At 70.9% G+C, this 24,420-nt stretch carries 23 protein-coding genes and 3 pseudogenes; 19 read left to right on the top strand and 7 right to left on the bottom strand.

Features of this window, described 5'->3' with window-relative positions:
- Positions 1-256: 256 nt before the first annotated feature.
- The 3 genes from VGU03_RS09955 (at position 257) to VGU03_RS09945 (ending at position 3,661) form a co-directional block, all read left to right on the top strand.
- Positions 257-475, top strand: coding sequence for a hypothetical protein (locus tag VGU03_RS09955; protein ID WP_327480225.1), 219 nt, complete (start codon positions 257-259; stop codon positions 473-475).
- Between the two features lie 56 nt (positions 476-531).
- Positions 532-2,853 (top strand): 3'-5' exonuclease, encoded by a 2,322-nt coding sequence (locus VGU03_RS09950; RefSeq protein WP_327480224.1) that lies wholly within the window; start codon positions 532-534, stop codon positions 2,851-2,853.
- A gap of 277 nt (positions 2,854-3,130) precedes the next feature.
- Positions 3,131-3,661 (top strand): GNAT family N-acetyltransferase, encoded by a 531-nt coding sequence (locus VGU03_RS09945; RefSeq protein WP_327480223.1) that lies wholly within the window; start codon positions 3,131-3,133, stop codon positions 3,659-3,661.
- A gap of 32 nt (positions 3,662-3,693) precedes the next feature.
- Here the strand turns inward: VGU03_RS09945 and VGU03_RS09940 are convergent, their stop codons facing one another.
- The 3 genes from VGU03_RS09940 to VGU03_RS09930 all read right to left on the bottom strand — a co-directional run bounded on the left by VGU03_RS09940 (position 3,694) and on the right by VGU03_RS09930 (position 6,913).
- The gene (locus VGU03_RS09940; RefSeq protein ID WP_327480222.1) at positions 3,694-4,950 is read right to left on the bottom strand and encodes a heme biosynthesis HemY N-terminal domain-containing protein; all 1,257 of its coding nucleotides are present in this window, start codon (positions 4,948-4,950) and stop codon (positions 3,694-3,696) included.
- Positions 4,947-6,056: a uroporphyrinogen-III C-methyltransferase gene (locus VGU03_RS09935; protein WP_327480221.1), complete on the bottom strand. Its 1,110-nt coding sequence runs from the start codon at positions 6,054-6,056 to the stop codon at positions 4,947-4,949. The genes VGU03_RS09940 and VGU03_RS09935 overlap by 4 nt, the downstream gene beginning before the upstream one ends.
- A gap of 101 nt (positions 6,057-6,157) precedes the next feature.
- On the bottom strand, positions 6,158-6,913 hold the full coding sequence (locus VGU03_RS09930; RefSeq protein WP_327480220.1) for a uroporphyrinogen-III synthase: 756 nt from the start codon (positions 6,911-6,913) through the stop codon (positions 6,158-6,160).
- A gap of 45 nt (positions 6,914-6,958) precedes the next feature.
- On the opposite strand from VGU03_RS09930, the gene VGU03_RS09925 reads away from it, so the two are divergent.
- The 3 genes from VGU03_RS09925 (at position 6,959) to VGU03_RS09915 (ending at position 8,522) form a co-directional block, all read left to right on the top strand.
- Entirely contained in the window at positions 6,959-7,453 is a 495-nt protein-coding gene (locus VGU03_RS09925) for a YiiD C-terminal domain-containing protein (RefSeq protein ID WP_414655959.1), read from the top strand.
- 37 nt (positions 7,454-7,490) lie between these two features.
- Positions 7,491-7,904, top strand: coding sequence for a hypothetical protein (locus VGU03_RS09920; RefSeq protein ID WP_327480218.1), 414 nt, complete (start codon positions 7,491-7,493; stop codon positions 7,902-7,904).
- A 174-nt stretch (positions 7,905-8,078) separates the two neighbouring features.
- Complete coding sequence (locus VGU03_RS09915) at positions 8,079-8,522, top strand: rhodanese-like domain-containing protein (protein ID WP_327480217.1); 444 nt, start codon at positions 8,079-8,081, stop codon at positions 8,520-8,522.
- An 18-nt stretch (positions 8,523-8,540) separates the two neighbouring features.
- Here VGU03_RS09915 and VGU03_RS09910 read toward each other — a convergent pair whose 3' ends face one another.
- Positions 8,541-9,593: a 2Fe-2S iron-sulfur cluster-binding protein gene (locus VGU03_RS09910; RefSeq protein ID WP_327480216.1), complete on the bottom strand. Its 1,053-nt coding sequence runs from the start codon at positions 9,591-9,593 to the stop codon at positions 8,541-8,543.
- A 64-nt stretch (positions 9,594-9,657) separates the two neighbouring features.
- On the opposite strand from VGU03_RS09910, the gene VGU03_RS09905 reads away from it, so the two are divergent.
- The 13 genes from VGU03_RS09905 (at position 9,658) to VGU03_RS09845 (ending at position 21,954) form a co-directional block, all read left to right on the top strand.
- Complete coding sequence (locus tag VGU03_RS09905) at positions 9,658-10,095, top strand: hotdog fold thioesterase (protein WP_327480215.1); 438 nt, start codon at positions 9,658-9,660, stop codon at positions 10,093-10,095.
- A 4-nt stretch (positions 10,096-10,099) separates the two neighbouring features.
- Entirely contained in the window at positions 10,100-11,044 is a 945-nt protein-coding gene (locus VGU03_RS09900; protein ID WP_327480214.1) for a serine/threonine protein kinase, read from the top strand.
- 63 nt (positions 11,045-11,107) lie between these two features.
- Positions 11,108-11,542: a hypothetical protein gene (locus tag VGU03_RS09895; RefSeq protein WP_327480213.1), complete on the top strand. Its 435-nt coding sequence runs from the start codon at positions 11,108-11,110 to the stop codon at positions 11,540-11,542.
- A gap of 22 nt (positions 11,543-11,564) precedes the next feature.
- Positions 11,565-12,737, top strand: a complete 1,173-nt coding sequence (locus tag VGU03_RS09890) for a class I SAM-dependent rRNA methyltransferase (protein WP_327480212.1) — start codon at positions 11,565-11,567, stop codon at positions 12,735-12,737.
- Between the two features lie 134 nt (positions 12,738-12,871).
- A complete protein-coding gene (locus tag VGU03_RS09885) occupies positions 12,872-13,945 on the top strand; it encodes a DNA topoisomerase IB (protein WP_327480211.1) in 1,074 nt (357 codons plus the stop codon).
- A gap of 44 nt (positions 13,946-13,989) precedes the next feature.
- The gene (gene rmuC / locus VGU03_RS09880) at positions 13,990-15,432 is read left to right on the top strand and encodes a DNA recombination protein RmuC (protein WP_327480210.1); all 1,443 of its coding nucleotides are present in this window, start codon (positions 13,990-13,992) and stop codon (positions 15,430-15,432) included.
- A gap of 132 nt (positions 15,433-15,564) precedes the next feature.
- Positions 15,565-16,164, top strand: a complete 600-nt coding sequence (gene folE, locus VGU03_RS09875) for a GTP cyclohydrolase I FolE (protein WP_327480209.1) — start codon at positions 15,565-15,567, stop codon at positions 16,162-16,164.
- A 63-nt stretch (positions 16,165-16,227) separates the two neighbouring features.
- The gene (locus VGU03_RS09870) at positions 16,228-17,394 is read left to right on the top strand and encodes a diguanylate cyclase (RefSeq protein WP_327480208.1); all 1,167 of its coding nucleotides are present in this window, start codon (positions 16,228-16,230) and stop codon (positions 17,392-17,394) included.
- 54 nt (positions 17,395-17,448) lie between these two features.
- Complete coding sequence (locus VGU03_RS09865) at positions 17,449-17,784, top strand: hypothetical protein (protein WP_327480207.1); 336 nt, start codon at positions 17,449-17,451, stop codon at positions 17,782-17,784.
- Between the two features lie 154 nt (positions 17,785-17,938).
- The gene (locus VGU03_RS09860) at positions 17,939-19,246 is read left to right on the top strand and encodes a TCR/Tet family MFS transporter (RefSeq protein WP_327480206.1); all 1,308 of its coding nucleotides are present in this window, start codon (positions 17,939-17,941) and stop codon (positions 19,244-19,246) included.
- Positions 19,247-19,260: 14 nt separating this feature from the next.
- Positions 19,261-19,773: a DUF1993 domain-containing protein gene (locus VGU03_RS09855; protein WP_327480205.1), complete on the top strand. Its 513-nt coding sequence runs from the start codon at positions 19,261-19,263 to the stop codon at positions 19,771-19,773.
- 157 nt (positions 19,774-19,930) lie between these two features.
- Positions 19,931-20,143 (top strand): hypothetical protein, encoded by a 213-nt coding sequence (locus tag VGU03_RS09850; RefSeq protein WP_327480204.1) that lies wholly within the window; start codon positions 19,931-19,933, stop codon positions 20,141-20,143.
- A 170-nt stretch (positions 20,144-20,313) separates the two neighbouring features.
- Positions 20,314-21,954, top strand: coding sequence for an NAD(P)/FAD-dependent oxidoreductase (locus tag VGU03_RS09845; protein WP_327480203.1), 1,641 nt, complete (start codon positions 20,314-20,316; stop codon positions 21,952-21,954).
- Positions 21,955-21,981: 27 nt separating this feature from the next.
- Here VGU03_RS09845 and VGU03_RS15660 read toward each other — a convergent pair.
- From VGU03_RS15660 to VGU03_RS15650, 3 pseudogenes are all read right to left on the bottom strand, one after another.
- A pseudogene (locus VGU03_RS15660) lies at positions 21,982-22,707 on the bottom strand (EAL domain-containing protein); the annotation flags it as partial.
- A 75-nt stretch (positions 22,708-22,782) separates the two neighbouring features.
- A pseudogene (locus VGU03_RS15655) lies at positions 22,783-23,256 on the bottom strand (diguanylate cyclase domain-containing protein); the annotation flags it as partial.
- Positions 23,257-23,400: 144 nt separating this feature from the next.
- A pseudogene (locus VGU03_RS15650) lies at positions 23,401-24,402 on the bottom strand (GAF domain-containing protein); the annotation flags it as partial.
- Positions 24,403-24,420: the final 18 nt, after the last annotated feature.

Below are 24,420 nucleotides of genomic sequence, written 5' to 3'. Positions count from 1 at the left end.
ATCCTGACCTGTTCCGGACATTTCGAACGCTGTCCTTGAAACTTTCCTCCCCTATCCGCATCCAAGGTTTCGGATGCACGCAACGGCATCCGCGACCCGTCCACCTCCCTGAGCGGGTCACTAGGATGCGAACCTCTCCCCTGGGCTTCGCATCCATCCCCGGCCCCGAAGGTTCCCCCTAGCCTTCGGGGCTTTTTTTCGCCCGTTCACGGCCGGGCCCGCTATGCTCGGGCAACTCAACGAGGGGAGAGAGCGCATGCGTGCAGGACTCGTCATCGTCGGTATCGTCCTGTTGGTCGCGGGCATCTGGGTGACCCTGGGCAAAGGCACCTACAGGCAGACCGACACCGTGGCGCAGTTGGGTCCGGCCAGGATCGAAGCCACCCACGAGAAGGCCGTGCCGCAATGGCTGGGCATCGCCGGCATCGTGGTGGGCGGCCTGCTGGCCATCGGCGGCTTCGCGAAGAAAGGTTGAGCTTCGCCGCGCTGCGTTCGCGCGGCGCGGTTGACATGCACCGGTACAATCGGTGGATGGATGTTTCGTATTTGATCGACTCGTTGAACGACGCGCAGCGCGAAGCCGTCTGCGCCCCGCCCGGCCACTACCTCGTCCTGGCCGGCGCCGGTTCCGGCAAGACCCGCGTACTGACCCACCGCATCGGCTGGCTGACCCAGGTCGAGCGCGTGCCGCCGTGGGCCATCCTGGCGGTCACCTTCACCAACAAGGCCGCCGGCGAAATGCGCGCGCGGCTGGAGTCGCTGATTCCCGGCGGCACCACCGGCCTCACCGTGGGCACCTTCCACGGCATCGCCCACCGCCTGCTGCGCCGGCACTGGCGCGAGGCGGGGCTGCCGGAAGGCTTCCAGATCCTCGACGCCGACGACCAGCAGAGGCTGGTCAAGCGCGTGGTGGCCGGGCTGGGCCTCGACGAGGCGCGCTTCCCGCCGCGCCAGGCGACCTGGCAGATCAACGGCTGGAAGGACGAGGGCAAGCGCCCGGACGCCATCGAGCACGGCAACCACCCGGTCACCCGCACGCTGGTGCAGATCTACGCCGCCTACGAGGAGGCCTGCCGCCGCGCCGGCCTGGTCGACTTCGCCGAGCTGCTGCTGCGTGCGCACGAGCTGTGGCTTTCCAACCCGGCCGTGCTGGAGCATTACCAGAATCGCTGGCGGCATCTGCTGATCGACGAGTTCCAGGACACCAACGCGCTGCAGTACGCGTGGATCCGCGTGCTGGCCGGCAACGTGGGCAAAGTCTTCGCCGTGGGCGACGACGACCAGTCGATCTACGGCTGGCGTGGCGCCAGGGTGGAGAACATGCAGCAGTTCCTGCGTGATTTTCCCGGCGCCCGCACGATCAAGCTGGAGCAGAACTACCGCTCCACCGCCACCATCCTCAAGGCCGCCAACAGCGTGATCGCGCGCAACGGCGGACGTCTTGGCAAGCAGTTGTGGACCGCGGGCGAAGCCGGCGAGCGCATCGCCTTGTACGCCGCCTACAACGAGCAGGACGAGGCGCGTTTCGTCATCGAGCGCATCCGCGAGTACGTCGCCGAGCACGGCAATGCGAAAGATTGCGCGATCCTCTACCGCTCCAACGCACAGTCGCGCAACTTCGAGGAACAGCTCAGCCAGCGCAGCATTCCTTACCGCGTGTACGGCGGCCTGCGCTTCTTCGAACGCGCCGAGATCAAGGATGCGCTGGCCTACCTGCGCCTGAACGCCAACCGCCACGACGACGCCGCCTTCGAGCGCGCCGTGAACACGCCGCCGCGCGGCATCGGCGACCGCACGCTGGACGTGCTGCGCCGGCGCGCGCGGTCCGAAGGCAGCTCGCTGTGGGAGGCGGCGCTGGGCGAGCTCACCGACGGGCGCGAGCTGGCCGGCCGCGCGAAGAACGCGGTGAAAGGCTTCCTGTCCCTGATCGACCAGATGGCCCGCGACTTTGCTCCCTCTCCCCCGTCCTTTATCGAGGATGGGGGAGAGGGCTGGGGTGAGGGGCTGCCCGTAGCGGAGATTTCAGGCCAGCCCAGCCCCTCACCCAACCCTCTCCCCCATCCTTCTTCTCACTCGGGGGAGAGGGCTCGGCATCACGAGAGCCTGACGCTGGCCGAACAGGTCGACCACGCCATCACCCATACCGGGCTGCGCGACCACTATGAGAAGGACAGCCGCGGCAACGGCGAGGCGCGCGTGGAGAACCTGGACGAACTGGTCAACGTCGCCAGCCGCTTCGCCATGACGCCGGAAGACATCGAGGCGGGCCTCAACGAACTTTCCGCGTTCCTGTCGCACGCCGCGCTCGAGGCCGGCGAAGGCCAGGGCGAGGCCTGGGACGACTGCGTGCAGCTGATGACGTTGCATTCGGCCAAGGGCCTGGAGTTCCCGCTGGTGTTCCTGGTCGGCATGGAGGAAGGTCTGTTTCCCAGCCAGCGCTCCACCGAGGACGAGAGCCGGCTGGAGGAGGAACGCCGCCTGGCCTACGTCGGCATCACCCGCGCACGCGAGCGGCTGGTCGTCACCCACGCCGAATCGCGCCGCATGCACGGCACCGAGATGCTCGCGCGCCCCTCGCGCTTCCTCGCCGAGATGCCGCCCGAGCTGATCGACGAGGTGCGCCCGCGCGTGCAGGTCAGCCGCCCGCTCTACGGCGGCCGCCACACGGCAGCCACCTCCTTGCAGGAAGACTTGCCGATCAAGCTCGGCCAGCGCGTGAGCCACCCGAGCTTCGGCGAAGGCGTGGTGATCAGCGCCGAGGGCAGCGGCGCGCACACGCGCCTGCACGTCAACTTCGAAGGCGCCGGCAGCAAATGGCTGGTGGCGGCCTACGCCAACCTCACGCCGCTGTAGGGCGGCGTCACCCATATATCCGAAGTCACCCGCCGCGGCGCATTCGGAGCCGGCGCTGCCGTACTCGGCCGTCCTATTCGTCTTTGGTTGCGTTCCGCGGCGCTCTGCGCTCTAAACGCTACTGACAGGGTTCACCCAGTCATGCGCCTGGCGAGGAACAGGCCGTTCGCTTATCGCTCGACAAGGAAGGCTGACCGATCGGCCCGGCACGCGGATGGCTGGCGCAGGTCCTCGCATCCGCGCTAAAGACCCGCTCACCAGACCACCTGGACCACCCGTGATCACGATACGCAAGGCCAACCCAGCCGATGCCCTGGCCCTCTCGCGGCTCGCCGAGGCAAGCTTCCGCGACACCTTCGGCTCCGCGAATACCGCCGCGGACATGGACCTGCATTGCCGCGACAGCTACGGCGAGGCGATCCAGGCGCGCGAAATCGCCGATCCGGCGAGGGTGACCCTGCTCGGTGAGCAGGACGGGCAGTTGGCCGGCTTCGCGCAGCTTCGCTGGCCGGATGCGCCCGGCTGCGTGGCGGCACGGGCACCGGGGGAAATCCAGCGGCTGTACGTCGCCCGCGATTGGTACGGCCGGGGCGTGGCGCAGGAGCTCATGCGCGCCTGCATCGAGACGATGCGGACGCGCGGTTCGGACGTCGTCTGGCTGGGCGTCTGGGAGCACAACCCGCGGGCGATCGCGTTCTACCGCAAGTCCGGGTTCGTTCCGGTGGGCGATCACGTGTTCGCGCTGGGCAGCGATCCGCAGCGCGACCTGATCATGGCGCGGCCCGTGGCGGATGCGCCGATGGGCTAGCCGTGCCGAGGCGGAATGGCCGGACGGCCGCGCTACTCGCGCAGCCTCGGCACGCCGTGCTGGTCGCGCTCTTCCACCGCCAGCGAACGCGTGTCCGGATGCGACAGGCGGCTCTCGCGGGGCAACTCGACGGCGGCCTCGCCGCGGGTGAGCGCCAGCGCATTGCGGTAGCAGCGCTGGGCGAGCGGGATGTCGCCCTGGCCGACGCAGGTATCGCCCAGCGCTTCCCACGCGCCGGGGCTGGGGGCGATGGCGAGCGAGCGCTCGAGGTAGCCGCGCGCCTTGCCCCACAGTTGCTGGCGTACGCACATGCGGCCGAGCGCGAGCAGCAGGCCCGGGTCGTTGGGGTGGGCGTCGAGCCAGGCTTCGGCGCGGCGCAGGCGGGCGTCGAGGTCGTCGCCGCCGAGCGCACCCCAGGTCTGCGCCAGCTGCGAGGACCATTCGCGGCGCAGCGCCGATTCGAGTTCGTCCATCGCCGGCAGCACCAGCCCGAAGGCGGCGGCGCGGCGGGCATAGGCGTCGACGACGGCGCCCGCGCGGCGCTGGCCCTTGCCCAGCTGCGACCACAGCGCGTTGAGCGCCTGGCCGTCCGGCGCGGCGTCGATCGCGGCGACGAGCACCTGCGCTTCCAGCGCGGCGTAGCGCTGCGTGCCCAGCGCGCCGCTTTTCTGCAGCGGCTCCAATGCGGTCATGGCGCGGCGCGGATCCCCGGTGGCGAGCGCGGCCAGCGCCAGTTCGTACCAGCCGCCGGGCGTCAGGCTGCCGCTGTCGGCCTCCGGCGTGAGCAGTGCGAGCGCTTCGGCCGGCTTGCCGTCGCGGCGCAGCACGCGGGCGCGCACCACGCGGGCCGCCTGCGGCGCGACCTGGCCGGCGCGGTTGAGCGCCTCCAGCGCGCGCGCCGGTTCACCGCGGCGGGAGGCCGCTTCGGCCGAAGCGAGCAGGGCCGGGCCGCGCAGCGCGTCCAGGCGCGCGGCGCGTTCCAGGTCACGCTCCGCATCGCCGTGGCGGCCTTCCATCAGCGCGACCAGGCCGCTGTCCAGGCGCTGGCGGCTGATCCGCCGGTGCCGCCGCGTCATCGCGCCGAAGGGCCAGCGCAGCAGGCGCCACAGGCCGGTGAGAACGGCCCAGGCCAGCAGCACGATCACCAGCGCGACCACCACGGTGGTCTCCACGCGCCAGCCGCGCAGGCGCACCAGCACGTAGCCGGGGTCGTCGGCGACCCCGTGCCAGCCGAACGCGGCGAGCGCCGCCACGATGATCAGCAGCAACAGCCAGCGCCACAGCTTCACGGTCGGCGCCCCGTGCTGGCGGCGCGCGCGGGCGCGGCGTCGACCGCCTTGAGCGCGTGCACCGCGCGCAGGTTGCGCAGTTCGGTCAGCGCGGCGCCCAGCTGCACCGGGGCGGTCGGCTTGAGCGACTGCGCCAGCGCGGCCAGCTGTGCCTGCACGTGCGCGACCGCCGCGTCGGCGGTGTCGAACTGCGCGGCCAGGGCCGCCTGCGCGCGCGCGATCGCCGCGTGCGTCGCCTCGACGTCGGCCGCCAGCAGCGCGGCCTGGGCCTGCGCCAGATCCAGCGCGGTCAGCTCGCGGGCGAAGCGCGCGTCGGCGACCGCCAGCGGCGCACCGCTGTCGCGCTGCACGCTGACCAAGCTCGCCAAGGCATGGCGGATGCGCTCCCAGGCGCCGGGACTGGCGCTGGCGGCCGGCATGTCCTGCGGCTTGAGCGGCAGCGTCTGCAGCGTCCCGCGCAACTGCTGCAGGGTATCGATGGCGTTCGTGCGCGGCTGGCTTTGCTCCAGCGCCTCGCGCTCGGCGGCGATGCTCTGGCGCACGCCGGAGAAGGCGCCGTCGTTGACCGCCGCCAGCGCCTGGTCGGCCAGCCCGTAGGCGGCCGCGGCGCCTTGCGCGTCATGGAACAGCGCGTAGCGTTGCTGGCCCATGCGCAGCAGCGTTTCGGTCTCGTCCAGCAGCATGGCGTCGTGGCCGGACAGGCTCTTTTCCGAGAGCTTGGCGACCGCGTCCTCGAGATTGCGCAGGCGCTCGGACTGGCCCAGCAGTTCCTCGCGCAGGCCGCGGTTCACCTGCTCGGCGTCGCCCAGGCGCTGGCGCAGCAGAGTGCGTTCGTCGCCCATGCCGGCGAGCGTGCTTTCCAGATGGCCGACGCGCTCGTCCAGGCCGTTGAGCGTGCGGCTGTCGCTGGCCGTGCCCTGCGCCTGCTGCCACTGGCGCCAGGCCACGTAACCGGCCAGCACCAGCGCGAGCAGGGCCAGCAGCAGGGCCAGCGCGAGCGCGCCGCCGCGGCGCGGCGCGCTCGCAGGCACGGGGCGGCGGGGGGCGGGCGCGGCGGCCGGAGCCGGCGCGGCGGGACGATCGGCGTCGAGGTCGTCTTGGCTCATGCGCGTCATGCTAGCAGCCCGCATGCGGGGCTTCGCATGGCAGGCGTGAAGCCGGACCGCGGCGCCCCGCTCGCGCGGGCATCGGTCGCCCGCGCCGCGTCTCAGCGTGCCGCGGCGAGCAGATCGGCGATCATCGCCGAAGCCGCGCGGCGGACGCGGCCGAAACCGGCTTCGCGGGCGGCGGCTTCCAGGCGTTCGCTGCTGGCGACCGCGACGGCCCTGCACAGGCGCGCCCAGGCCGGCGCCGGCAGACCTTCGCGCAGGTTCGCCAGCGCCTGCGCGCTGGAGAACAGCACGCGGGCGCTGGTCGGCAGCTGCGCCGCCGCTTCGACATGGCGGCGGTCCAGCCGTGGCGCGGCGCGCCGGTACACCTGCACTTCGCGCAATCGCGCGCCGCCCTCGACCAGCCGCTGCTGCAGCAGGCCACGCCCGCCGGCCGCGCCGACCAGCGCGACGCCACGTCCGCGCACGTCGCGCAGCGCGGGCAGGTCGAGCAGGCCCTCGCTGTCCTGCCGCCGGGTGGGCGCCTGCACGGCGAGGCCATGCCGGCGCAGCGCGGCGGCCGTGCCCTGCCCGACCGCCAGCACCGTCGCGCGCGTGCGCAGCGGCGCCAGCGCCGCCGAGAAGCGCACCGCGGCCGGACTGGTGAACAGCAGCAACGGATCGCAACGCAGCGCTTCGCGCAATTGCGCGCCTGCAAGCGCTTCGTCTGCCGCCGCGCGCAGCGCCAGTCCGGGCAGCAGCAGCGGCAGGCCGCCGTGCGCGCGCACCTGGCGCGCGAACGCCGAGCCGGTGCCGGCAGGCCGGGTGATCACGATCGTCCGGCCCCTCAGTTCCTCGGTGCGGGCATGCGCCACTGCTTGGGCTCCTGCGGAAAGAGGACGCCAGTGTAGCCCGCTACAATGGCCGTCCTTCCTTCGACGCCCCGCCTCGTGACCGATCCGCAACAGCTCGCCGTCGATCTGCTCGACTTCATCCGCTCCAAGATTCCGCTCGCCCGCGCGATGGACCTGCGCCTGCATCACTACTCGCGCGACAGCCTCGCCCTGGCCGCGCCGCTCGCGCCCAACGTCAACGACAAGGGCTGCGCCTTTGGCGGCAGCCTGACCAGCCTGATGACGCTGGCCGGCTGGGCGCTGGTGGAACTCCAGCTGCAGGAACGTGGCGAGGACTGCGACGTGTTCGTCGGCGAGTCGACCGTGCGCTATCTCGAGCCGGTATGGGGCGACTTCAAGGCGCAGGCGCAGCTGGCGGACGACGCCGACTGGGACACGTTCTTCGACACACTCGGCGCGCGCGGCAAGGCGCGCATCGAGGTGCTCTGCACGGTGCCGGGTGACGCGTGTCGCGCGGCCGCCACGCTGCAGGCGCGCTTCGTCGCCAAGCGGCGCGCTTGAGGCACAATGAAGCTTCGCCATCCGGGGACCCTAGCCCATGCGCCGCTACTTGCTTCCGCTGCTCGCGCTCGCCGCCATGCTGTGCGCAGGCTGCGCCACCGACCAGCGCAACCAGGCGCTGATCACCACGCTCAATGCCTACGCCGGCACCTTGCGCTGGGGTGATTTCCAGAGCGCGCTGCAGTTCATCGACCCCAAGGCGCGCGCGACGCACATGCCCACCCCGCTGGACCTGGCGCGCTACCAGCAGGTGCGCGTGACCGGCTACGACGAAGGCGCCGGCCCCGTGCCCGACGGCGAGAACCAGGTGCGCCAGGTGGTGCAGATCGGCCTGGTCAACCTCAACACGCAGGCCGAGCGCACGGTGATCGACCACCAAACCTGGCGCTACGACCCGGAAAAGAAGCGCTGGTGGCTGACCAGCGGCCTGCCGGACATCACGCAGGATTGATGCCTGGTCTTTCTCGTCGGGACCCGATGGGCGGCAAATCTCGGCAAACGGAGCCTGGGACGTTCATTGCACTCGGTCGGTGAGGTAGGCGCTGAGGGGCTGCGACATACCTTTGCGCCCGTCGTCACCGTCCCGGATAATCGCCGGTTTGCGCACATGCCGGGCCAGCGACCGATGAACGATTTCCTGCACAAGCTGCCGACCTTCGTCGGCAACCACCTGGCGCTGTCGGCGCTGTTCGTGGTCATCCTGCTGGCGCTGGTGGCGCTGGAGTTCGGCCGCCTGCTGCGCAAGTACAAGGAGTTGACGCCCGCCGGGCTCACCCTGCTGATCAACCGCGAGAGCCCGCTGCTGGTGGACCTGTCCGCCCGCGCCGACTTCGAGAAGATGCACGTGCCCGGCGCGCGCCACGTGCTGCCCAGCCAGTTCGATCCCGAACACAAGGACCTGGCCAAGGCCAAGGACCTGCCGGTGGTGGTGATGGACAAGGACGGCCGCGGCTCGGACAAGGCCGCGCAGCGGCTGGTCAAGGCCGGCTTCACCAAGGTCTATACCCTGGGCGGCGGCGTGCTGGCCTGGCAGCAGGCGCAACTGCCGCTGGCCAAGGGAAGCAAATAAGGGGCGGCAAGCAGCCCGCTAACCGTCGATGCCGGCACGGCCGGCCAGGATCTGCGCCAGCACGTCCGGCGCGTAGTCGAACGAATCGAAGTACAGCCGCTCTTCGGGCAGGCCGGCCTCGGTGAACAGGCGCCGGCCGGCATCGACCATCGCCGGCGGGCCGCTCATGTAGACCTCGTGGCCGGACAGGTTCGGCACGTCCTCCAGCACCGCCTCGTGCACCAGGCCGGCGCGCAGGCTGGCCGCCGCGGCCTGTTCCGGGTCGGACAGCACCGGATGGAAGCTGAGGTTCGGCGCCTCGCGCGCCCAGCGCTCGGCCAGCGCGCGCAGGTACAGGTCGCCCGCGCTGCGCGCGCCCCAGTACAGCGCGATCGGCCGACGCGTGCCCAGTGCGAGGAAGTGCTCGACGATCGCCTTGACCGGCGCGAAGCCGGTGCCGCCGGCCATGAACACCATCGGCCGTTCCGAATCCTCGCGCGGCACGAAGGTGCCCAGCGGCGCCTCGATCTGCAGGCGGTCGCCGGTCTTCAGCCCCTCGTACACCCACGAGGTGAAGCCGCCGCCGGCCACGTGGCGCACGTGCAGCTCGATCAGGCCGTCCGTGCGCGGACCGCTGGCGATCGAGAACGGCCGGCGCTTGCCCGCCTCCAGCAGGACGTCCAGGTACTGGCCGGGCAACCACTTCAGCGGCGCTTCGCCCGGCGCGGGCCGCAGCATCAGGCCGGTGGCGTCCGCCGCCAGCGGCTGCTTGGCGACCACTTCGACGACGAGCCGGCGGCGCGCGATGTCCTCCACCGACGCCACCTCGCGCGCGGCGATCACCAGGTCGCTGGCCGGCACCGCCTGGCACATCAGGATCGCGTGCCCCGCCGCCTGGGCGCCCAGCGCCACCGGCGGGTTGCGCGGGTAGTCGCAGCGGCCGGAGATGAGCGTGGCCTTGCAACTGCCGCACACGCCCGCACGGCAGGAATACGGCAGCGCAATGCCGGCGCGCTGGGCCGCCTCGAGCACGGTTTCGCCCGGCGCCGCCTGGAAGCGGCGGCCGGAGCCGGAAAGGGAGATGGTGTACACCCGCACATTGTCGCCGCGAGGGCCGTGGACGGACAATGCAGGCTTTCCCCCGACGGCTCACCCCATGGCGATCTGGAAGCAGGCACCCGACCTCGAGCGCATCAACGTCTGGAGCCGGAACACGCTGATGCAGGCGCTGGACATCCGCATGACCGCCATCGGCGAGGACTGGCTCGCCGGCACCATGCCGGTGGATGCGCGCACGCACCAGCCGTTCGGCCTGCTGCACGGCGGCGCCTCGGTGGCGCTGGCCGAGACGCTGGGCAGCACCGCCGCGCTGCTGACGCTCGATCCGGAGCAGGAGGTGGCGGTGGGACTGGACATCAACGCCAACCACGTGCGCGGCGTGCGCGCGGGCGTCGTCACCGGCACCGCCAAGGCGCTGCATCTGGGGCGCTCCACGCAGGTGTGGGAGATCCGTATCGAGAACGAGGAGGGCGCGCTGGTGTGCATCTCGCGGCTGACCATGGCGGTGGTGCCAACCAGGGCGGTGGTGCGTTGAGCGCATGAGCGCGACCCCCTACGCCAACCTCACTCCCGACCTCGTGCTCGACGCGATCGGCGCCTGCGGCCTGTGGCCGGACGGGCGGCTGCTCGCGCTCAACAGCTACGAGAACCGCGTCTGGCAGGTCGGCATCGAGGATGCCGCGCCGGTGGTCGCCAAGTTCTACCGGCCCGGCCGCTGGAGCGACGCGGCGATCGCCGAGGAGCACGCCTTTGCGAACGCGCTGGCCGCGGCCGAGCTCCCGGTGGTCGCGCCGCTCGCCTTCGAGGGGCGCACCCTGCTCGCGCACGGCGGCTACCGCTATGCGGTCTACCCGCGCCACGGCGGGCGCGCGCCCACGCTCGAATCGGCCGAGCAACTGCAATGGCTCGGCCGCCTGATCGCGCGCCTGCACGCGGTCGGCTCGCGCGAAGCCTTCCGCCACCGCGAGCGCGTCGACCGCGCCACGCTGATCGAACGCCCCGCGCAGGCCGTGCTGGCCTCGCCCCTGTTGCCGGCCGAGCTGGCCGATCGCTACCGTGAAGCCATGCGCCGGCTCGATGCCGCGGTCGCGGCGCGGCTGGACGCCGTCGGCCCGGTGCGCAGCCTGCGCCTGCACGGCGACTGCCATCCAGGCAACCTGCTGTGGACCGACGCCGGTCCCCATTTCGTCGACCTGGACGACGCGCGCACCGGCCCGGCCGTGCAGGACCTGTGGATGCTCGCCCACGACCCGGCCGCCATGGACGCCTTGCTGGAAGGCTACGGCTCGATGCGCGACTTCGACCCGGCCGAACTCGCCCTGGTCCCCGCCCTGCGCGCGATGCGGCAGGTCCACCACGCCGGCTGGATCGCGCAGCGCTGGGCCGATCCCGCCTTTCCTTCCGCGTTCCCGTTCGCCGCGGAGCCGCGCTGGTGGGAGCAGCACGTGGCCGATCTGCACGAACTGGCCGACACGCTGGACTGAGCGCAGACGGCGCGCCGCAAAACCGGCACACTCCGCGCCTGCCCACCGTCCCGGAACCTACGAATGCGCAGTTTCCTCTTCCGCCTGATCGGCATCCTCGAAATCGCCGGTGGCCTGTACGGCGCCGCGGGTGCCCTGCATCGCCTGCTGCGCATGGGCTCGACCTACGACACCCTGCACGCGGCGCTCGCGCTGGTCGCCTTCGGCTTCGTGCTGGTGGCGGGCGTGCTGCTGGTCGAGGGCAGCGAGCGCGGCGTGGCGTTCTCCCGCGTCGCCCAGCTGCTGCAGCTGCCGCTGATCGCCACGCCGGTCTTCAGCTACGGCCTGCATGCCGGCGCCTTCCTCAACGTCTACACCACGGTGCACCTGGCGCGGCCGTGGCTGGAATGGAGCTTCGGCACGCAGGGCTTCGTGCTGGCGATCGCGGGGCCCTCGACGGCGCGCTTCGGCGCCAACCTGCTCGCGGTGCTGTCCTGGCTGCTGCTCCGGCTGCGTTGACGCCAGCGGCTATCATGGGCGGATGACCACGCCCGCCGAACTCCCCATCGTCCGCCTCAAGTCCGACCGTGCCCCAGGCCACCCCTGGGTGTGGTCCGCGCAGGTGCACAAGCCCGAAGGCCGGCTGCCGCCGGGCAGCGTGGTGGAGGTGATCGACAGCAAGGACCGCTTCGTCGGCCGCGGCTTCTGGAACGGCCATGCGCGCATCGCGCTGCGGCTGCTCAGCCGCGATCCTACCGAAGCGATCGACGCAGCCTGGATCGCCGCGCGCATCGGCGAGGCGGTGACGCTGCGCCGCGAGCTGCTGCAGCTGGACCAGGCCAGCGACGCCTGGCGCGTGGTGCACAGCGAGGGTGACGGCCTCTCCGGCCTGGTGGTCGACCGCTACGCCGACATCCTGGTGGTCGAATATTTCGCCGCCGGCATGTGGAAGTTCCGCGAGGCGATCCACGCCGCGTTGCTCGAGCACTTTCCCGGCGCGCGGCTGTACTGGTTCGCCGAGAGCCACGTGCAGAAGCAGGAATCCTTCGATTGCCGCAGCCCCGAGCCGCCCGCGCCGGTCCAGGTGCACGAGCACGGCCTGGCCTTCCACGCCGCGCCGGGCTATGGCCACAAGACCGGCTTCTTCGCCGACCAGCGCGAGAACCGCCGCCGTTTCGCTGCGCTCGCCAAAGGCCGGCGCGTGCTCGACCTGTGCTGCAACGCCGGCGGCTTCGCCGTGCACGCGATGGCCGCCGGCGCGCGCGAGGCGACCGGCGTGGACATGGACCCGGGCATCCTGGAAATCGCGCGCGCCAACGCGGCGGCCAACCAGCTGGCGGTGGATTTCCAGCAGGCCGACATCTTCGACTGGCTGCGCGCGGCGGTTGCACGTGGCGAACGCTACGACGCAGTGGTGCTGGATCCGGCCAAGCTCACCCGCGACCGCAACCGCGTCACCGACGCGCTGAAGAAATACTTCGCCATGAACCGCCTGGCACTGGACGTGATACCGCCCGGCGGCCTGCTGCTGACCTGCTCCTGCACCGGCCTGGTCGAGGAGGCCGCGTTCCTGGAGATGCTGCGCCGCGTGGCGCTCAACGCCGGCCGCGCGATCCAGGTGCTGGACGTGCGCGGCGCCGGCGCCGACCACCCGTTCCAGGCCGAGGTGCCGGAAGGGCGCTACCTCAAGGCGGTATTCTGCCGGGTGGAGTGAGCGCCGCCGGCGCGCCTCGCCAGGCGAAGGATTCCAGCGTTCAACCATCGTGCGGGATGCGCCCGTTGGGGAGACGCCGGGCGCAAAGCCCGTGCACATGGCCTTGATCGATGCAGCCGCCACACTGCGGGTCGATGAACACCTGCCCCAGTGGAGTCGATCCGGCATTGCGCGCCGAGGTGCGCGCGGCCGGCCTGGTCTACGTCAGCGACACGCAGCCGGGCATCCGCCGGCTGCGCCGGGGCAAGGGCTTCGGCTACCGCGACGCCGACGGCCGGCCGGTGACCGACCGCGCCGAACTGGCGCGCATCCGCGCACTGGCCATCCCGCCGGCCTACGAGGAGGTGTGGATCTGCGCCCATCCCGATGGCCACCTGCAGGCCACCGGTCGCGATGCGCGCGGGCGCAAGCAGTACCGCTACCACCCGGACTGGCACGCGCTGCGCGACCACGGCAAGTTCGATCGCGTCCTGGCCTTCGGCGCCGCCCTGCCCAGACTGCGGCGGCGTACCCGCCAGGACCTGGCGCTCGCCGGCCTGCCCCGCGAGAAGGTGCTGGCCTTGCTGGTGCGCCTGCTGGACGAAACGCTGATCCGCGTCGGCAACGAGGCCTATGCGCGGGACAACGACAGCTACGGCCTGACCACGCTGCGCTCGCGCCACTTGCGCGTGGTGCGCGGCCGGCTGCGCTTCTGCTTCCGCGGCAAGAGCGGCCAGGAGCAGGAGATCGAACTGGACGACCAGCGCCTGGCGCGCATCGTGCGCCGCGTGCAGCAACTGCCGGGCCAGCGGCTGTTCCAGTACCTGGACGACGCCGGCGAGCGCCAGCCGGTCGACTCGGGCATGGTCAACGACTACCTGCGCGATGCCTGCGGCGAGGACTTCAGCGCCAAGGACTTCCGCACCTGGGGCGGCACCGCTTATGCCGCCGGCGTGCTGGCGTGCACGCCGCTGCCCGAAACGGGCGGCGAACGCGCGTGCCGCCACGAGCTGGTGGAAGCGGTCAAGCAGGTGGCCGAGGTGCTGGGCAATACGCCGGCCGTCTGCCGCAAGTCCTACATCCATCCGGAGATATTCGAGGGCTGGCAGGATGGCAGCCTGCATCGCGCGATCAGCCCGGCCTGTGCCGGGCAACCGCGGCAGCTCGAACGGGCCACGCTGCGCTTCCTGCGGCGACGGCTCCAACCGAAGCGTCGTCGCGGCGGCTGAGACGGCTGCGCGTAAACTGCGCGAGTAGCTGCCGGAATCCTGCCATGCCCCTCGCCGACGTCCTCCTCTTCCTCCTGCTGCTCGCCGCCATCGCCACCCTGGCACTTCAGGTGGTGCTGCTGCGCCGTGGCCGCTCCGATGGCGCGCTGGTGGCGCGCCTGGACGCGCTAAAACAGGACGGCGAGCGTCTGGAGCGCACGATGCGCGAGGAGCAGCGGGCCGGTCGCGGGGAACTGCAGCAGGGCTTCGACCGTTTTCGCAGCCACGTCGGCGAGCAGCTGTCGGGCGTGTCGCGCCACCAGGCCGAACGCATCGACGGCTTCGCGCAGCGTCTGGACGCCCTCACCGCCAGCACCGACGCCGGCCTGCAGGCGCTGGCCCAGCGCCTGGCGGACGACGCCCGCAAGAGCCGCGAAGAATTGACCCTCACCCTCGCCCGCGCCGGCGAACAGCAGCGCCAGCAGCTGGCCGCGCTCACCGCCGACAACGAGAAGCGCCTGGCCGAAGTGCGCGCCACGCTGGAGACCAAGCTCAAGGCGATCCAGGACGACAACGCCGCCAGGCTCGAGCAGATGCGCGCCACCGTGGACGAAAAGCTGCAGAGCACGCTGGAGACGCGCCTGGGCCAGTCCTTCCAGCTGGTGTCCGAGCGGCTGGAGCAGGTGCACCGCGGCCTGGGCGAGATGCAGAGCCTGGCCAGCGGCGTGGGCGACTTGAAGCGCGTGCTCTCCAACGTCAAGAGCCGTGGCATTCTCGGCGAGGTACAGCTGGCCGCCCTGCTCGAGCAGCTGATGACGGCCGAGCAGTACGAATCGAACGTGGCCACCGTGCCCGGCAGCAGCGAGCGCGTGGAATTCGCCATCCGCATGCCCGGCCAGCAGGATGGCGGCGCGCTCTACCTGCCGATCGACGCCAAGTTCCCGGTCGAGGACTACCAGCGCCTGCTGGAGGCGCAGGACGCCGCCGACGCCGAGGCCGCGGCGCTGGCCGGCCGGGCGCTGGAACTGCGCGTGCGCGAGGAAGCCAAGCGCATCAAGGCCAAGTACGTGGCGGTGCCGCACACCACCGACTTCGCCGTGCTGTTCCTGCCCACCGAGGGGCTTTATGCCGAGGTGATCCGCCGCCCCGGCCTGTTCGAGCTGCTGCAGCGCGAGCACCGCGTGGTGGTGGCCGGCCCGACCACGCTGAGCGCGCTGCTCAACAGCCTGCAGATGGGCTTCCGCACGCTGGCGATCGCCAAGCGCAGCTCGGAGGTGTGGAGCATCCTGGGCGCGGTGAAGACCGAGTTCGGCAAGTTCGGCGACGTGCTGGACAAGGTGAAGAAGAAACTGGACGAAGCCGGCAAGCACATCGACGCCACCGGCGTGCGCACGCGTGCCATCGAACGCAGGCTGCGCGGCGTGGAGACGCTCTCGGGCGAGGTCACGCAGCAGCTGCTGGGTACGGTGCCCGAGCTGGACGACGACGTCGAGGAAGACACGGTCTGAGGCGATCTGCTCCCTCACCCCAGTTTGATCAAGGACGGGAGGGGCTCAGGGCGTGGGCGCTTTACACATATCCGGACGGCAGCGCACGGCAGCGGACGCTAAACTGACGCGTCCGCAAGCCAAGGCACCCGCATGAGCGACTCCCCCAACCCCAACGACGTCACCCAGGCCCAGGCCGAGGAAGCCGTACGCACGCTGCTGCGCTGGGCCGGCGACGACCCTTCCCGCGAGGGGCTGCTGGACACCCCGCGGCGCGTGGTCAAGGCCTACCGCGACTGGTTCTCCGGCTACGCCGACGATCCGTCCGAGTTCCTCAAGCGCACCTTCAAGGAAGTCGAGGGCTACGACGAGATGGTGGTGCTGCGCGACATCGAGTTCGAAAGCCACTGCGAGCACCACATGGCGCCGATCATCGGCCGCGCCCACGTGGGCTACCTGCCGACCCACCGCGTGGTCGGCATCAGCAAGCTCGCCCGCGTGGTGGAGGGCTACGCGCGCCGCTTCCAGGTGCAGGAGAAGCTCACCGCGCAGATCGCGCACTGCATCCAGGAACACCTGAAGCCGCTCGGCGTGGCGGTGGTGGTCGATGCCAGCCACGAGTGCATGACCACGCGCGGCGTGCACAAGCGCGGCGTGTCGATGGTCACCAGCCAGATGCTGGGCGCGTTCCGCGACGACGCGCGCACGCGCGCGGAGTTCCTGCAGTTCATCGGCATCCACGGCGCACGCTGAAGTTCCCGCCGGAGTGGCCGATAAACGCCGCGTCGCCAGTCCGGCGCTCCGGCCCTCCCACGCGTGCATCTCGATCTAGCCACTCTGAGCCTGCTGGGCGCACTGCAGGCCCTGCTGCTCGCGCCGCTGCTGCTGGTTGCCACGCGCGCCTATGCCGGCGTGGCTCGCACCAGCCTGCGCATCTGGGGCGTGGTGTTGTTGCTGCAGGCATTGGGTTGGGTGCTGGCGAGCCTGCGCGGACAGGTCAGCGACTGGTTCTCGATCGTGCTGGCCAACGGCGTGTTGATCGCCTCCTTCGCCGAGACCACGCGGGCGCTGCGCCTGCTGCTGGGCGTACCGCAGCGCCGGGCGCTGCTCGCTGCGATCGGCCTGGCGATCTGGCTGGGCGTCGGCTGGTTCGGCCTGGTGCAGCCGGACTACCGCATGCGCGTGTACGTCGCCGCCTTGATGGTCGCGTGCTATTCGGCGCTGCTGTTCTGGCCCCTGCGCCACGCGCTGCGCCCGGGCGGATCGGTCGCGCAGCGGGTGATGATGCTGGTGATCCTGTCGGCCGCGGTGGCCTGGGGCCTGCGCCTGCATGAGCTGTTCACGGGACCGGCGCCGCCCGGACTGCTGGTGGCGACGCCGGGCAACCTCGTCAACGTGATCTACGGCGCGATCGAGCCGGTGTTCGCCAGCATCGCCTTTCTGCTGATGTACAACGAGACGGCACAGGCGGACCTGCGCCGGCTGGCGCGTACCGACCCGCTCACCGGCACGCTCAACCGCCTGGCGCTGGACGAGGAGGCCCGGCGGCTGTTCGACCAGGGCGGCGGCGCGCCCGGCCTGGCGGTGCTGATGCTCGACGCGGACCATTTCAAGGCGATCAACGACCGCCACGGGCATGCCGGCGGCGACCGCGTGCTGGCCTCGCTGGCCCGTGGCATCGGCGCGCGGTTGCGGCCGGGCGACGTGTTCGGGCGCGTGGGCGGCGAGGAGTTCGTGGTGCTGCTGCCGCGCACCAACCTTGCCGCGGCGATCGCCTTGGCCGAGGATCTGCGCGCGCACGTGGCCGCGTTGCCGCTGCAGCTGGACGGGCAGGCGCAGACCATCACCGTGTCGATCGGCGTCGCGTTGCGCGAGGCCGCCGACGCGGACGCCGATACGCTGATCCGCCGGGCCGACCGCACCCTCTACGAAGCCAAGCGGGCCGGGCGCAACCGCGTCGCCGCTCCGCCTCGCACGGCCTGAGCGCGCTGCCGCAGGCGCTTGCCATCGCCGACGGACGCCTGCTCCAATGCGCCGATGCGACGCCTGCTCCCACTTTTTGCCCTGCTCTGTGCGCATGCCCAGGCGCAGGACTACCCGGCCTCCGCCGCCGCCTACCTGGCGCGCTTCGACCGCAACGGCGACGGGCGCGTCAGCGAACAGGAATACGTGGACTATCTCAGTGCCGGCTTCGCCGCGATGGATACCAACGGCGATGGCGTGCTCGAGGCGGACGAGCTGCCGCCCGGACCACGCCGCACGCCGCGCACGCTGGCCGCCTTCCAGGCCGACCTGCGCGCGCAGTTCCACCGGCTGGACCGCAACCACGACGGTTTCCTGAGCGCGCAGGAGCTGGCCCAGCCGCCACGCTGAGGGGCTGGTTGAAGCCGAGCCGCGAGCCGCGGCGCAGGGTTCGAGAGCGGGTGTGGCCGCCCGCGAGCGCAGGCAACGGGCCATTGCCTGCGCCGCAGTAATGCCGGCGCGCCTTTGCGCTATCGTGCGCGCTTCACCGGCCCGGCCCGCGCGCATGGACTCGACCCACACCGCCCTGAGCGACACGCGCCGCCGCGCCGCGGTGGCCTTCATCTTCGTCACGGTGTTCCTGGACATTCTGGCCTTCGGCATCGTCATTCCGGTGCTGCCGCACCTGATCGAGCAACTGGCCGGTGGCGGCATCGCGAAAGCCGCGTGGTGGGTGGGCGTGTTCTCCACCGTGTTCGCGGTGGTGCAGTTCGCGTTTTCGCCCGTGCAGGGTGCGCTGTCGGACCGCTTCGGGCGCCGGCCGGTGATCCTCATCTCCAACCTGGGGCTGTCGATCGACTTCGTGGTGCTCGCGCTCGCGCCCACGCTGTGGCTGCTGTTCGTCAGCCGCACGCTGCTGGGCATGACGGCAGCCAGCTTCACCACCGCCAACGCCTACATCGCCGACATCACGCCGAAGGAGAAGCGCGCGGCGGCCTACGGCGTGCTGGGCGGCGCCTTCGGGCTGGGCTTCATCCTGGGGCCGGGGCTGGGCGGCTTCCTCGGCGGCATCTCGCTGCGGCTGCCGTTCTGGGTCGCCGCGGGGCTGGCGGCGTGCAACTTCCTGTACGGCTTCTTCGTCCTGCCCGAGTCGCTGCCGAAAGAGCGGCGCACCCCGCGCTTCGAACTGCACAGCGCCCATCCGCTGGGCTCGCTCAAGCTGCTGCGGCGCCACCCGCAGGTGCTCGGGCTGGGCGTGGTGATGTTCCTGGTGTACCTGGCGCACTACGTGCTGCAGACCACCTTCGTGCTGTACGCGGACTACCGCTACGGCTGGGGCCCGCAGGCGGTCGGTTTCGTGCTGATGCTGGTGGGCGCCTGCGACGGTTCGGTGCAGGCCTTCCTCACGGGCAGGCTGACGCCGCGCTTCGGCGAGCGGCGCGTGCTGCTGGCGGGCATGCTGTTCGGCATCGGCGCGTTCCTGCTGATGGGCGTGGCGAGCCAGGGCTGGCTGTTCCTAGCCGGCATCCCGCTGATGGCGCTGTGGAGCCTGGCCGGGCCGCCGATCCAGGCGATCATGACGCATCAGGTCGACCCTTCCGGACAGGGGCGGCTGCAGGGAGCGATCACCAGCCTGGGCAGCTTCGCCGGCATCTTCGGCCCGTACCTGTTCGCGCAGGTGTTCGCCTTCTCGATCGCGCCCGGCTCGCCGTTGCATCTGCCCGGCCTGGCCTTCGTGCTGTCGGCGCTGCTGCTGGCCGTCGGCGCCGTCATCGCCGCGCGCGTGACCGCACACACCGCCCCCTTGGCAAGCGCCCCGCCCGACCCCACGGTGGGACCTTCGAGCGCGCTGCCGCACGATCCGACCCACTGACGCTGGAGTTCTCCATGACGCTTTCGATGTACCAGGCTTCCGTACCCGTGTTCGAGCGTGCGCTGTCCAACCTCCTCCATGTGCTGAAGAAAGGCGAGGCGCACGCGAAGGCCAAGGGCGTGACCGACGAAGTGCTGCTGGGCACCCGCCTGATCCCGGACATGCTGCCGCTGACCAAGCAGGTGCAGATCGCCTGCGACATGGCCGCACGCGGCGCCGCCCGTCTCGCCGGCGTGGAGCCGGCCTCGTTCGAGGACAACGAGACGACGCTGGAGCAGCTCTACGCTCGCATCGAAAAAGTCATCGCCTACGTCAAGGGCTTCACGCCCGCACAGATCGACGGCAGCGAAACGCGCGCCATCGAGCTGAAGATGCGCAGCGGCGAGCTGAAGTTCACTGGGCAGGAGTACCTGCTCACCTTCGTCGTCCCGAACCTGTATTTCCACTGCACCACCACCTACGTGATCCTGCGCGAGGCCGGCGCGGACCTGGGCAAGACCGACTTCATCGCCGGCTCCCAGCAGTAAGGCTCCAGCGGGCGCGGCGGGTTTGCCGTCGCGCCCGGCTGAACCTTGGGGCATGCCGATCTCTTGCATGTCGCGAAACGTGATGGGCTTCACGTTGGCCGACGGCCGCTGGCCCGCCTTCTGCTTACTCCTGCGCGATCCCCACTCGAGCAGACCCATGGAAAACTTCGTCGACTGCATCATCGCCGGCGGCCCGCAGCACGGGCTGGTCTACCGGCGCTCGCTGGATACCGTCCGTTCCACGCCGCTGGCCGTGGTCACCGATGACGGCGAGCTGTGCACGCCGGCCGCGCGCAAGTACGGCTCGCGCGTCGTGCTGTTGCACCCGCGGGCCACCGGCGCGCAGTTCCTGACCATTCTTGCCGCCTGAGGCGAATGCCCGCAGGGACCGGGATGCGCCTGCGTTGAACACCTGAGGGCAAGGCCTGTCCCGATGCGTCACCCGCCGGCTCGTCTTGTCCCCGCCCGCCCCTCGCAAGGACAATACGCAGCCTGGCGCGACGGACCGATCCCGGTCCCGGCCACCACCCTGCCGGCGCCATGCTGCGACTGACCGACCTCAAGCTTCCGCTCGACCATCCGTCCGAAGCGCTGGACCGCGCCATCCGCGAGCGGCTGCACATTTCCGCCGGTGCCTTGCGCGGCTACAGCGTGTTCCGCCGCGGCTACGACGCGCGCAAGCGCGGCGCGATCGCGCTGATCTATACGCTGGACGTGGAGGTGGCCGACGAGGCCGCGGTGCTCGCGCGCTTCGCCGACGACCGCCACGTGCAACCCACGCCCGACACGAGCTACCGCCCGGTCGCGCCGGCGCCCGTCCGGCACGAACACCGCCCGCTCGTGATCGGCTTCGGCCCGTGCGGCATCTTCGCCGCGCTGATCCTGGCCGAGCTGGGCCTGGCGCCGATCGTGCTCGACCGCGGCAAGGCGGTGCGCGAGCGCACCAAGGACACCTGGGACCTGTGGCGCAAGCGCAACCTGCATCCGGAGTCGAACGTGCAGTTCGGCGAGGGCGGCGCCGGCACCTTTTCCGACGGCAAGCTGCACAGCCAGATCTCCGACCCGCACCATCACGGCCGCAAGGTGCTGACCGAGTTCGTCAAGGCCGGCGCGCCGGAGGAGATCCTCTACGTCAGCAAGCCGCACATCGGCACCTTCCGCCTGGTGACGATGGTGGAGAACATGCGCGCCACGATCCAGGCGCTGGGTGGCGAGATCCGCTTCGATCAACGGGTGGACGACCTGCTGGTGGAGACCGATGCCGACGGCACGCGCCACATGCGCGGCGTGCGGCTGGCCGACGGCGCCGAACTGCGTTCGGACCACGTGGTGCTGGCCGTCGGCCACAGCGCCCGCGACACCTTTCAGATGCTGCACGCCCGCGGCGTCCACCTGGAGGCCAAGCCGTTTTCGATCGGCTTCCGCATCGAGCATCCGCAATCGGTGATCGACCGCGCGCGCTTCGGCCCGCAGGCCGGGCACCCGATCCTGGGCGCGGCCGACTACAAGCTGGTCCACCACGGCAACAAAGCCGGCCAGAGCGGGCGCTCGGTGTACAGCTTCTGCATGTGCCCCGGCGGCACGGTGGTGGCCGCCACCTCCGAGCCGGGCCGCGTGGTCACCAACGGCATGAGCCAGTACTCGCGCAACGAACGCAACGCCAACGCGGCGATCGTCTGCGGCATCACGCCGGAGGATTTCGCGCCCTACGGCGAAGGGCCGCTGGCCGGCATCGCGCTGCAGCGGCACTGGGAGTCGCGCGCCTTCGCCATCGGCGGCGGCGACTACAGCGCGCCGGCCCAGCGCGTGGGTGACTTCGTCGCCGGCCGCCCCTCGCAGGCCTTCGGCGACGTGCTGCCTTCGTACAAGCCCGGCGTGCACCTGACCGATCTCTCCAGCGCGTTGCCGGACTACGCCATCGGCGCGATCCGCGAGGCGCTGCCGATGTTCGACCGGCAGATCCGCGGCTTCGCCATGCACGATGCGATGCTGACCGGCGTGGAGACGCGCACCTCTTCGCCCGTGCGGATCCGGCGCAACGAGGACGACTACCAGAGCCTCAACACGCGCGGGCTGTTTCCCGCGGGCGAAGGCGCGGGGTATGCGGGCGGGATCCTTTCCGCTGCGGTGGACGGGATCCGCGTGGCCGAGGCGGTGGCGCGGGATATCGTCGGGCGGTAGCGCGCGCCGCGGCCGCCGAGCCGGGAACTACCCCTCGTCCCGCAGCCATTGCCCGACCGGCGCCGGGCGCCCCAGCAGGTAGCCCTGCCCTAGCTCGCATCCCATGTCCAGCAGCGCCTGGCGCTGGGCCGGCGTCTCGATGCCTTCGGCGATCACCTGGATGTTGAGCGCCCGGGCCAGCGCCAGGATCGCGGCCACGACGGTGGTCGCGGTGCTGTGCTCGTCCTCGCCCAGCGCGTGCACGAACGCGCGGTCGATCTTGAGCATGCGCAGCGGCAGCGAGTGCAGATAGCTCAGCGACGAGTAGCCGGTGCCGAAATCATCCAGCGCGGCGCCCACGCCGATCGCGCGCAGGCGCTCGAGCATCGAGCGCACCTGCTCGGGGTTGTCCAGCAGCGAGCCCTCGGTGACCTCCACGATCAGCCGCCAGGGCGGCAGCTTCATGCGCTCGAGCAGGCGCACCAGCCGGACGTCGAAGTCGCCGTGGCGCAGGTGCAGCGCCGAGACGTTGAAGGTAAGGAAGGTGTCGGTGTCGGAAAGCTGCAGGAAGCGCTCGCAGCTGCGCTCGAACAACCGCCAATCGATGGTCTCGATGTGCCCGCTGTCCTGCGCCACCTTGAGGAAGTCGGCCGGCCCGAGCACGCCCAGCACCGGATGGTTCCAGCGCAGCAGCGCCTCGTAGCCGACCACCCTGTTGTCGTCGAGCCGGCAGAACGGCTGCAGGTAGGGCTCGAATTCGTCGCGCTGCAGGGCCTGGCGCAGTTCGCCTTCCATCGTCAGCACGTCGACCGCGTTCTTGGCCAGTGTTTCGTCGAACAGTTCGTAGCGGTTGCGGCCCTGCTCCTTGGCGCGGTAGAGCGCGATGTCGGCGTCGCGCAACAGTTCGTCGGCGGTCAGGTAGGTGCTGTCGCCAACGGCGATGCCCATGCTGGCCGACGGCGCCAGTTCGCGGCCGGCGACCTGCATCGGCACACTGAGCGCATCGAGCACGCGCTGGGCGACCGCCAACGCAGCGGCGGGCACCTCCACGTTCTCCAGCAGGATCGCGAACTCGTCGCCGGACAGCCGCGCCACCACGTCAGGCTCGCGCATGCAGATTTGCAGGCGGTGTGCGATCTCCTTGAGAAAGGCGTCGCCGGCGAGGTGTCCCAGGCTGTCGTTGATCACCTTGAAGCGGTCCACGTCCAGGTACAGCAATGCGCAACGCCGGCCGGGCTCGCGCTGCAGGATCGCGAGCGCGCGCTCGAGGCGCTCGCGCAGGAAGCCGCGGTTGGGCAGGCCGGTGAGCGCATCGTGCATCACCTCGTGCTTGAGCTGATCCTGGACGCGCTCGCGTTCGGCGATCTCCTGGCGCAGCTCGAAGGTGCGCTCCTGCACGCGCAGTTCCAGCTCCTCATAGGCGCGCTGCAGCGATGCTGCCGCGCGGCGACGATGGATGCTGTTGGCGATCTGCAACGCGGCGAAGGTGAGCAGCTCCTGATCGGCCTGGTCGTAGTCGACCGAGGGCGTATAGCTCTGCACCGCGACCAGGCCGATCGCCTCCTCCGCGACCCGCAGCGGCACCCCGAGCCAGCACACCGCCGGCCGCCCGACACGCTGCAGGTCCACCTCGCCCTGGCGGGCCAGCGCGAGCGTGTCATCCTGGAAGGCCAGCAGCGGCCGTCCGGTGCGCAGCACGTATTCGGAGAGGCCGCGACCGAGCGCGCGCTCCTGCGCCTTGCGCACGCCGGCGTCGACGTAATAGGGGAACACCAGCCGCTGGCGGTCGTCCGAGAGCAGCGCGATGAAGAAGTTGTCCGCGTTGATCAACTCGTTGACCACCGCATGGGTGCGCTCGTAGAACTCGTTCTTGTCGATGTCGGCGGTGGCCAGCTGCGCCAGGTGGAACAGCGCCGCCTGCAGGCGCTCGGCGCGCTGGCGTTCGAGCACCTCCTGCTGCAGGCCGCGGTTGGCCGCCGCCAGCTCCTGCGTGCGGCGGCGCACGCGCTCTTCCAGTTCGTCCTTGCTCTGCTTGCGTTCGAGCGCGGTCAGCACGTGGCTTCCCACGAACTCCAGCAATGCGCGGTCATCCTCGGAAAAGCCGATGCCCGGCCGATAGCTCTGCACCACCAGCGCGCCATGCACCTGGCCGTCGCGCAGCATCGGCACGCCCAGCCAGTCGATGGCGGCCGGCCCGGACGGGGCAAAGGCGCCGGTGACCTTGCGGCCGATCTCTTCCAGGCTGCCCATCAGCGCCTCGCCGCCGGTGAGCAGATGCCAGGTGAGCGAATTGCGCAGGCGCTCCAGCGGCACGTCGTGGCTGGTATCGGGTGCGTCGGTGTCCTCCACGTCGACGTAGTAGAGGAACCGCATGGTGCCGTGTTGCGGGTCGCTGCGTACGATGAAGAAGTTCTCCGCGTACATCAGCGAGCTGATGATGCCGTGGATGCCGCGCAACATCTCCGGCATGTCCAGTTCGGAGCCGGC

It is taken from the genome of Frateuria sp. (genome assembly GCF_035944355.1).
Classification (GTDB): Bacteria; Pseudomonadota; Gammaproteobacteria; order Xanthomonadales; family Rhodanobacteraceae; genus Frateuria_A.
This window is presented reverse-complemented; position numbering and strand designations above follow the sequence as displayed.

Excerpts from the sequence above, each read along its gene's own strand:
- VGU03_RS09955 (WP_327480225.1), top strand. The coding sequence starts at position 257 with ATGCGTGCAGGACTCGTCATCGTCGGTATCGTCCTGTTGGTCGCGGGC.
- VGU03_RS09950 (WP_327480224.1), top strand. The coding sequence starts at position 532 with ATGGATGTTTCGTATTTGATCGACTCGTTGAACGACGCGCAGCGCGAA.
- VGU03_RS09935 (WP_327480221.1), bottom strand. The coding sequence starts at position 6,056 with ATGAGCCAAGACGACCTCGACGCCGATCGTCCCGCCGCGCCGGCTCCG.
- VGU03_RS09925 (WP_414655959.1), top strand. The coding sequence starts at position 6,959 with ATGGCCGTCCTTCCTTCGACGCCCCGCCTCGTGACCGATCCGCAACAG.
- VGU03_RS09920 (WP_327480218.1), top strand. The coding sequence starts at position 7,491 with ATGCGCCGCTACTTGCTTCCGCTGCTCGCGCTCGCCGCCATGCTGTGC.
- VGU03_RS09915 (WP_327480217.1), top strand. The coding sequence starts at position 8,079 with ATGAACGATTTCCTGCACAAGCTGCCGACCTTCGTCGGCAACCACCTG.
- VGU03_RS09905 (WP_327480215.1), top strand. The coding sequence starts at position 9,658 with ATGGCGATCTGGAAGCAGGCACCCGACCTCGAGCGCATCAACGTCTGG.
- VGU03_RS09900 (WP_327480214.1), top strand. The coding sequence starts at position 10,100 with ATGAGCGCGACCCCCTACGCCAACCTCACTCCCGACCTCGTGCTCGAC.
- VGU03_RS09895 (WP_327480213.1), top strand. The coding sequence starts at position 11,108 with ATGCGCAGTTTCCTCTTCCGCCTGATCGGCATCCTCGAAATCGCCGGT.
- VGU03_RS09890 (WP_327480212.1), top strand. The coding sequence starts at position 11,565 with ATGACCACGCCCGCCGAACTCCCCATCGTCCGCCTCAAGTCCGACCGT.
- VGU03_RS09885 (WP_327480211.1), top strand. The coding sequence starts at position 12,872 with ATGAACACCTGCCCCAGTGGAGTCGATCCGGCATTGCGCGCCGAGGTG.
- rmuC (WP_327480210.1), top strand. The coding sequence starts at position 13,990 with ATGCCCCTCGCCGACGTCCTCCTCTTCCTCCTGCTGCTCGCCGCCATC.
- folE (WP_327480209.1), top strand. The coding sequence starts at position 15,565 with ATGAGCGACTCCCCCAACCCCAACGACGTCACCCAGGCCCAGGCCGAG.
- VGU03_RS09865 (WP_327480207.1), top strand. The coding sequence starts at position 17,449 with ATGCGACGCCTGCTCCCACTTTTTGCCCTGCTCTGTGCGCATGCCCAG.
- VGU03_RS09860 (WP_327480206.1), top strand. The coding sequence starts at position 17,939 with ATGGACTCGACCCACACCGCCCTGAGCGACACGCGCCGCCGCGCCGCG.
- VGU03_RS09855 (WP_327480205.1), top strand. The coding sequence starts at position 19,261 with ATGACGCTTTCGATGTACCAGGCTTCCGTACCCGTGTTCGAGCGTGCG.
- VGU03_RS09850 (WP_327480204.1), top strand. The coding sequence starts at position 19,931 with ATGGAAAACTTCGTCGACTGCATCATCGCCGGCGGCCCGCAGCACGGG.
- VGU03_RS09845 (WP_327480203.1), top strand. The coding sequence starts at position 20,314 with ATGCTGCGACTGACCGACCTCAAGCTTCCGCTCGACCATCCGTCCGAA.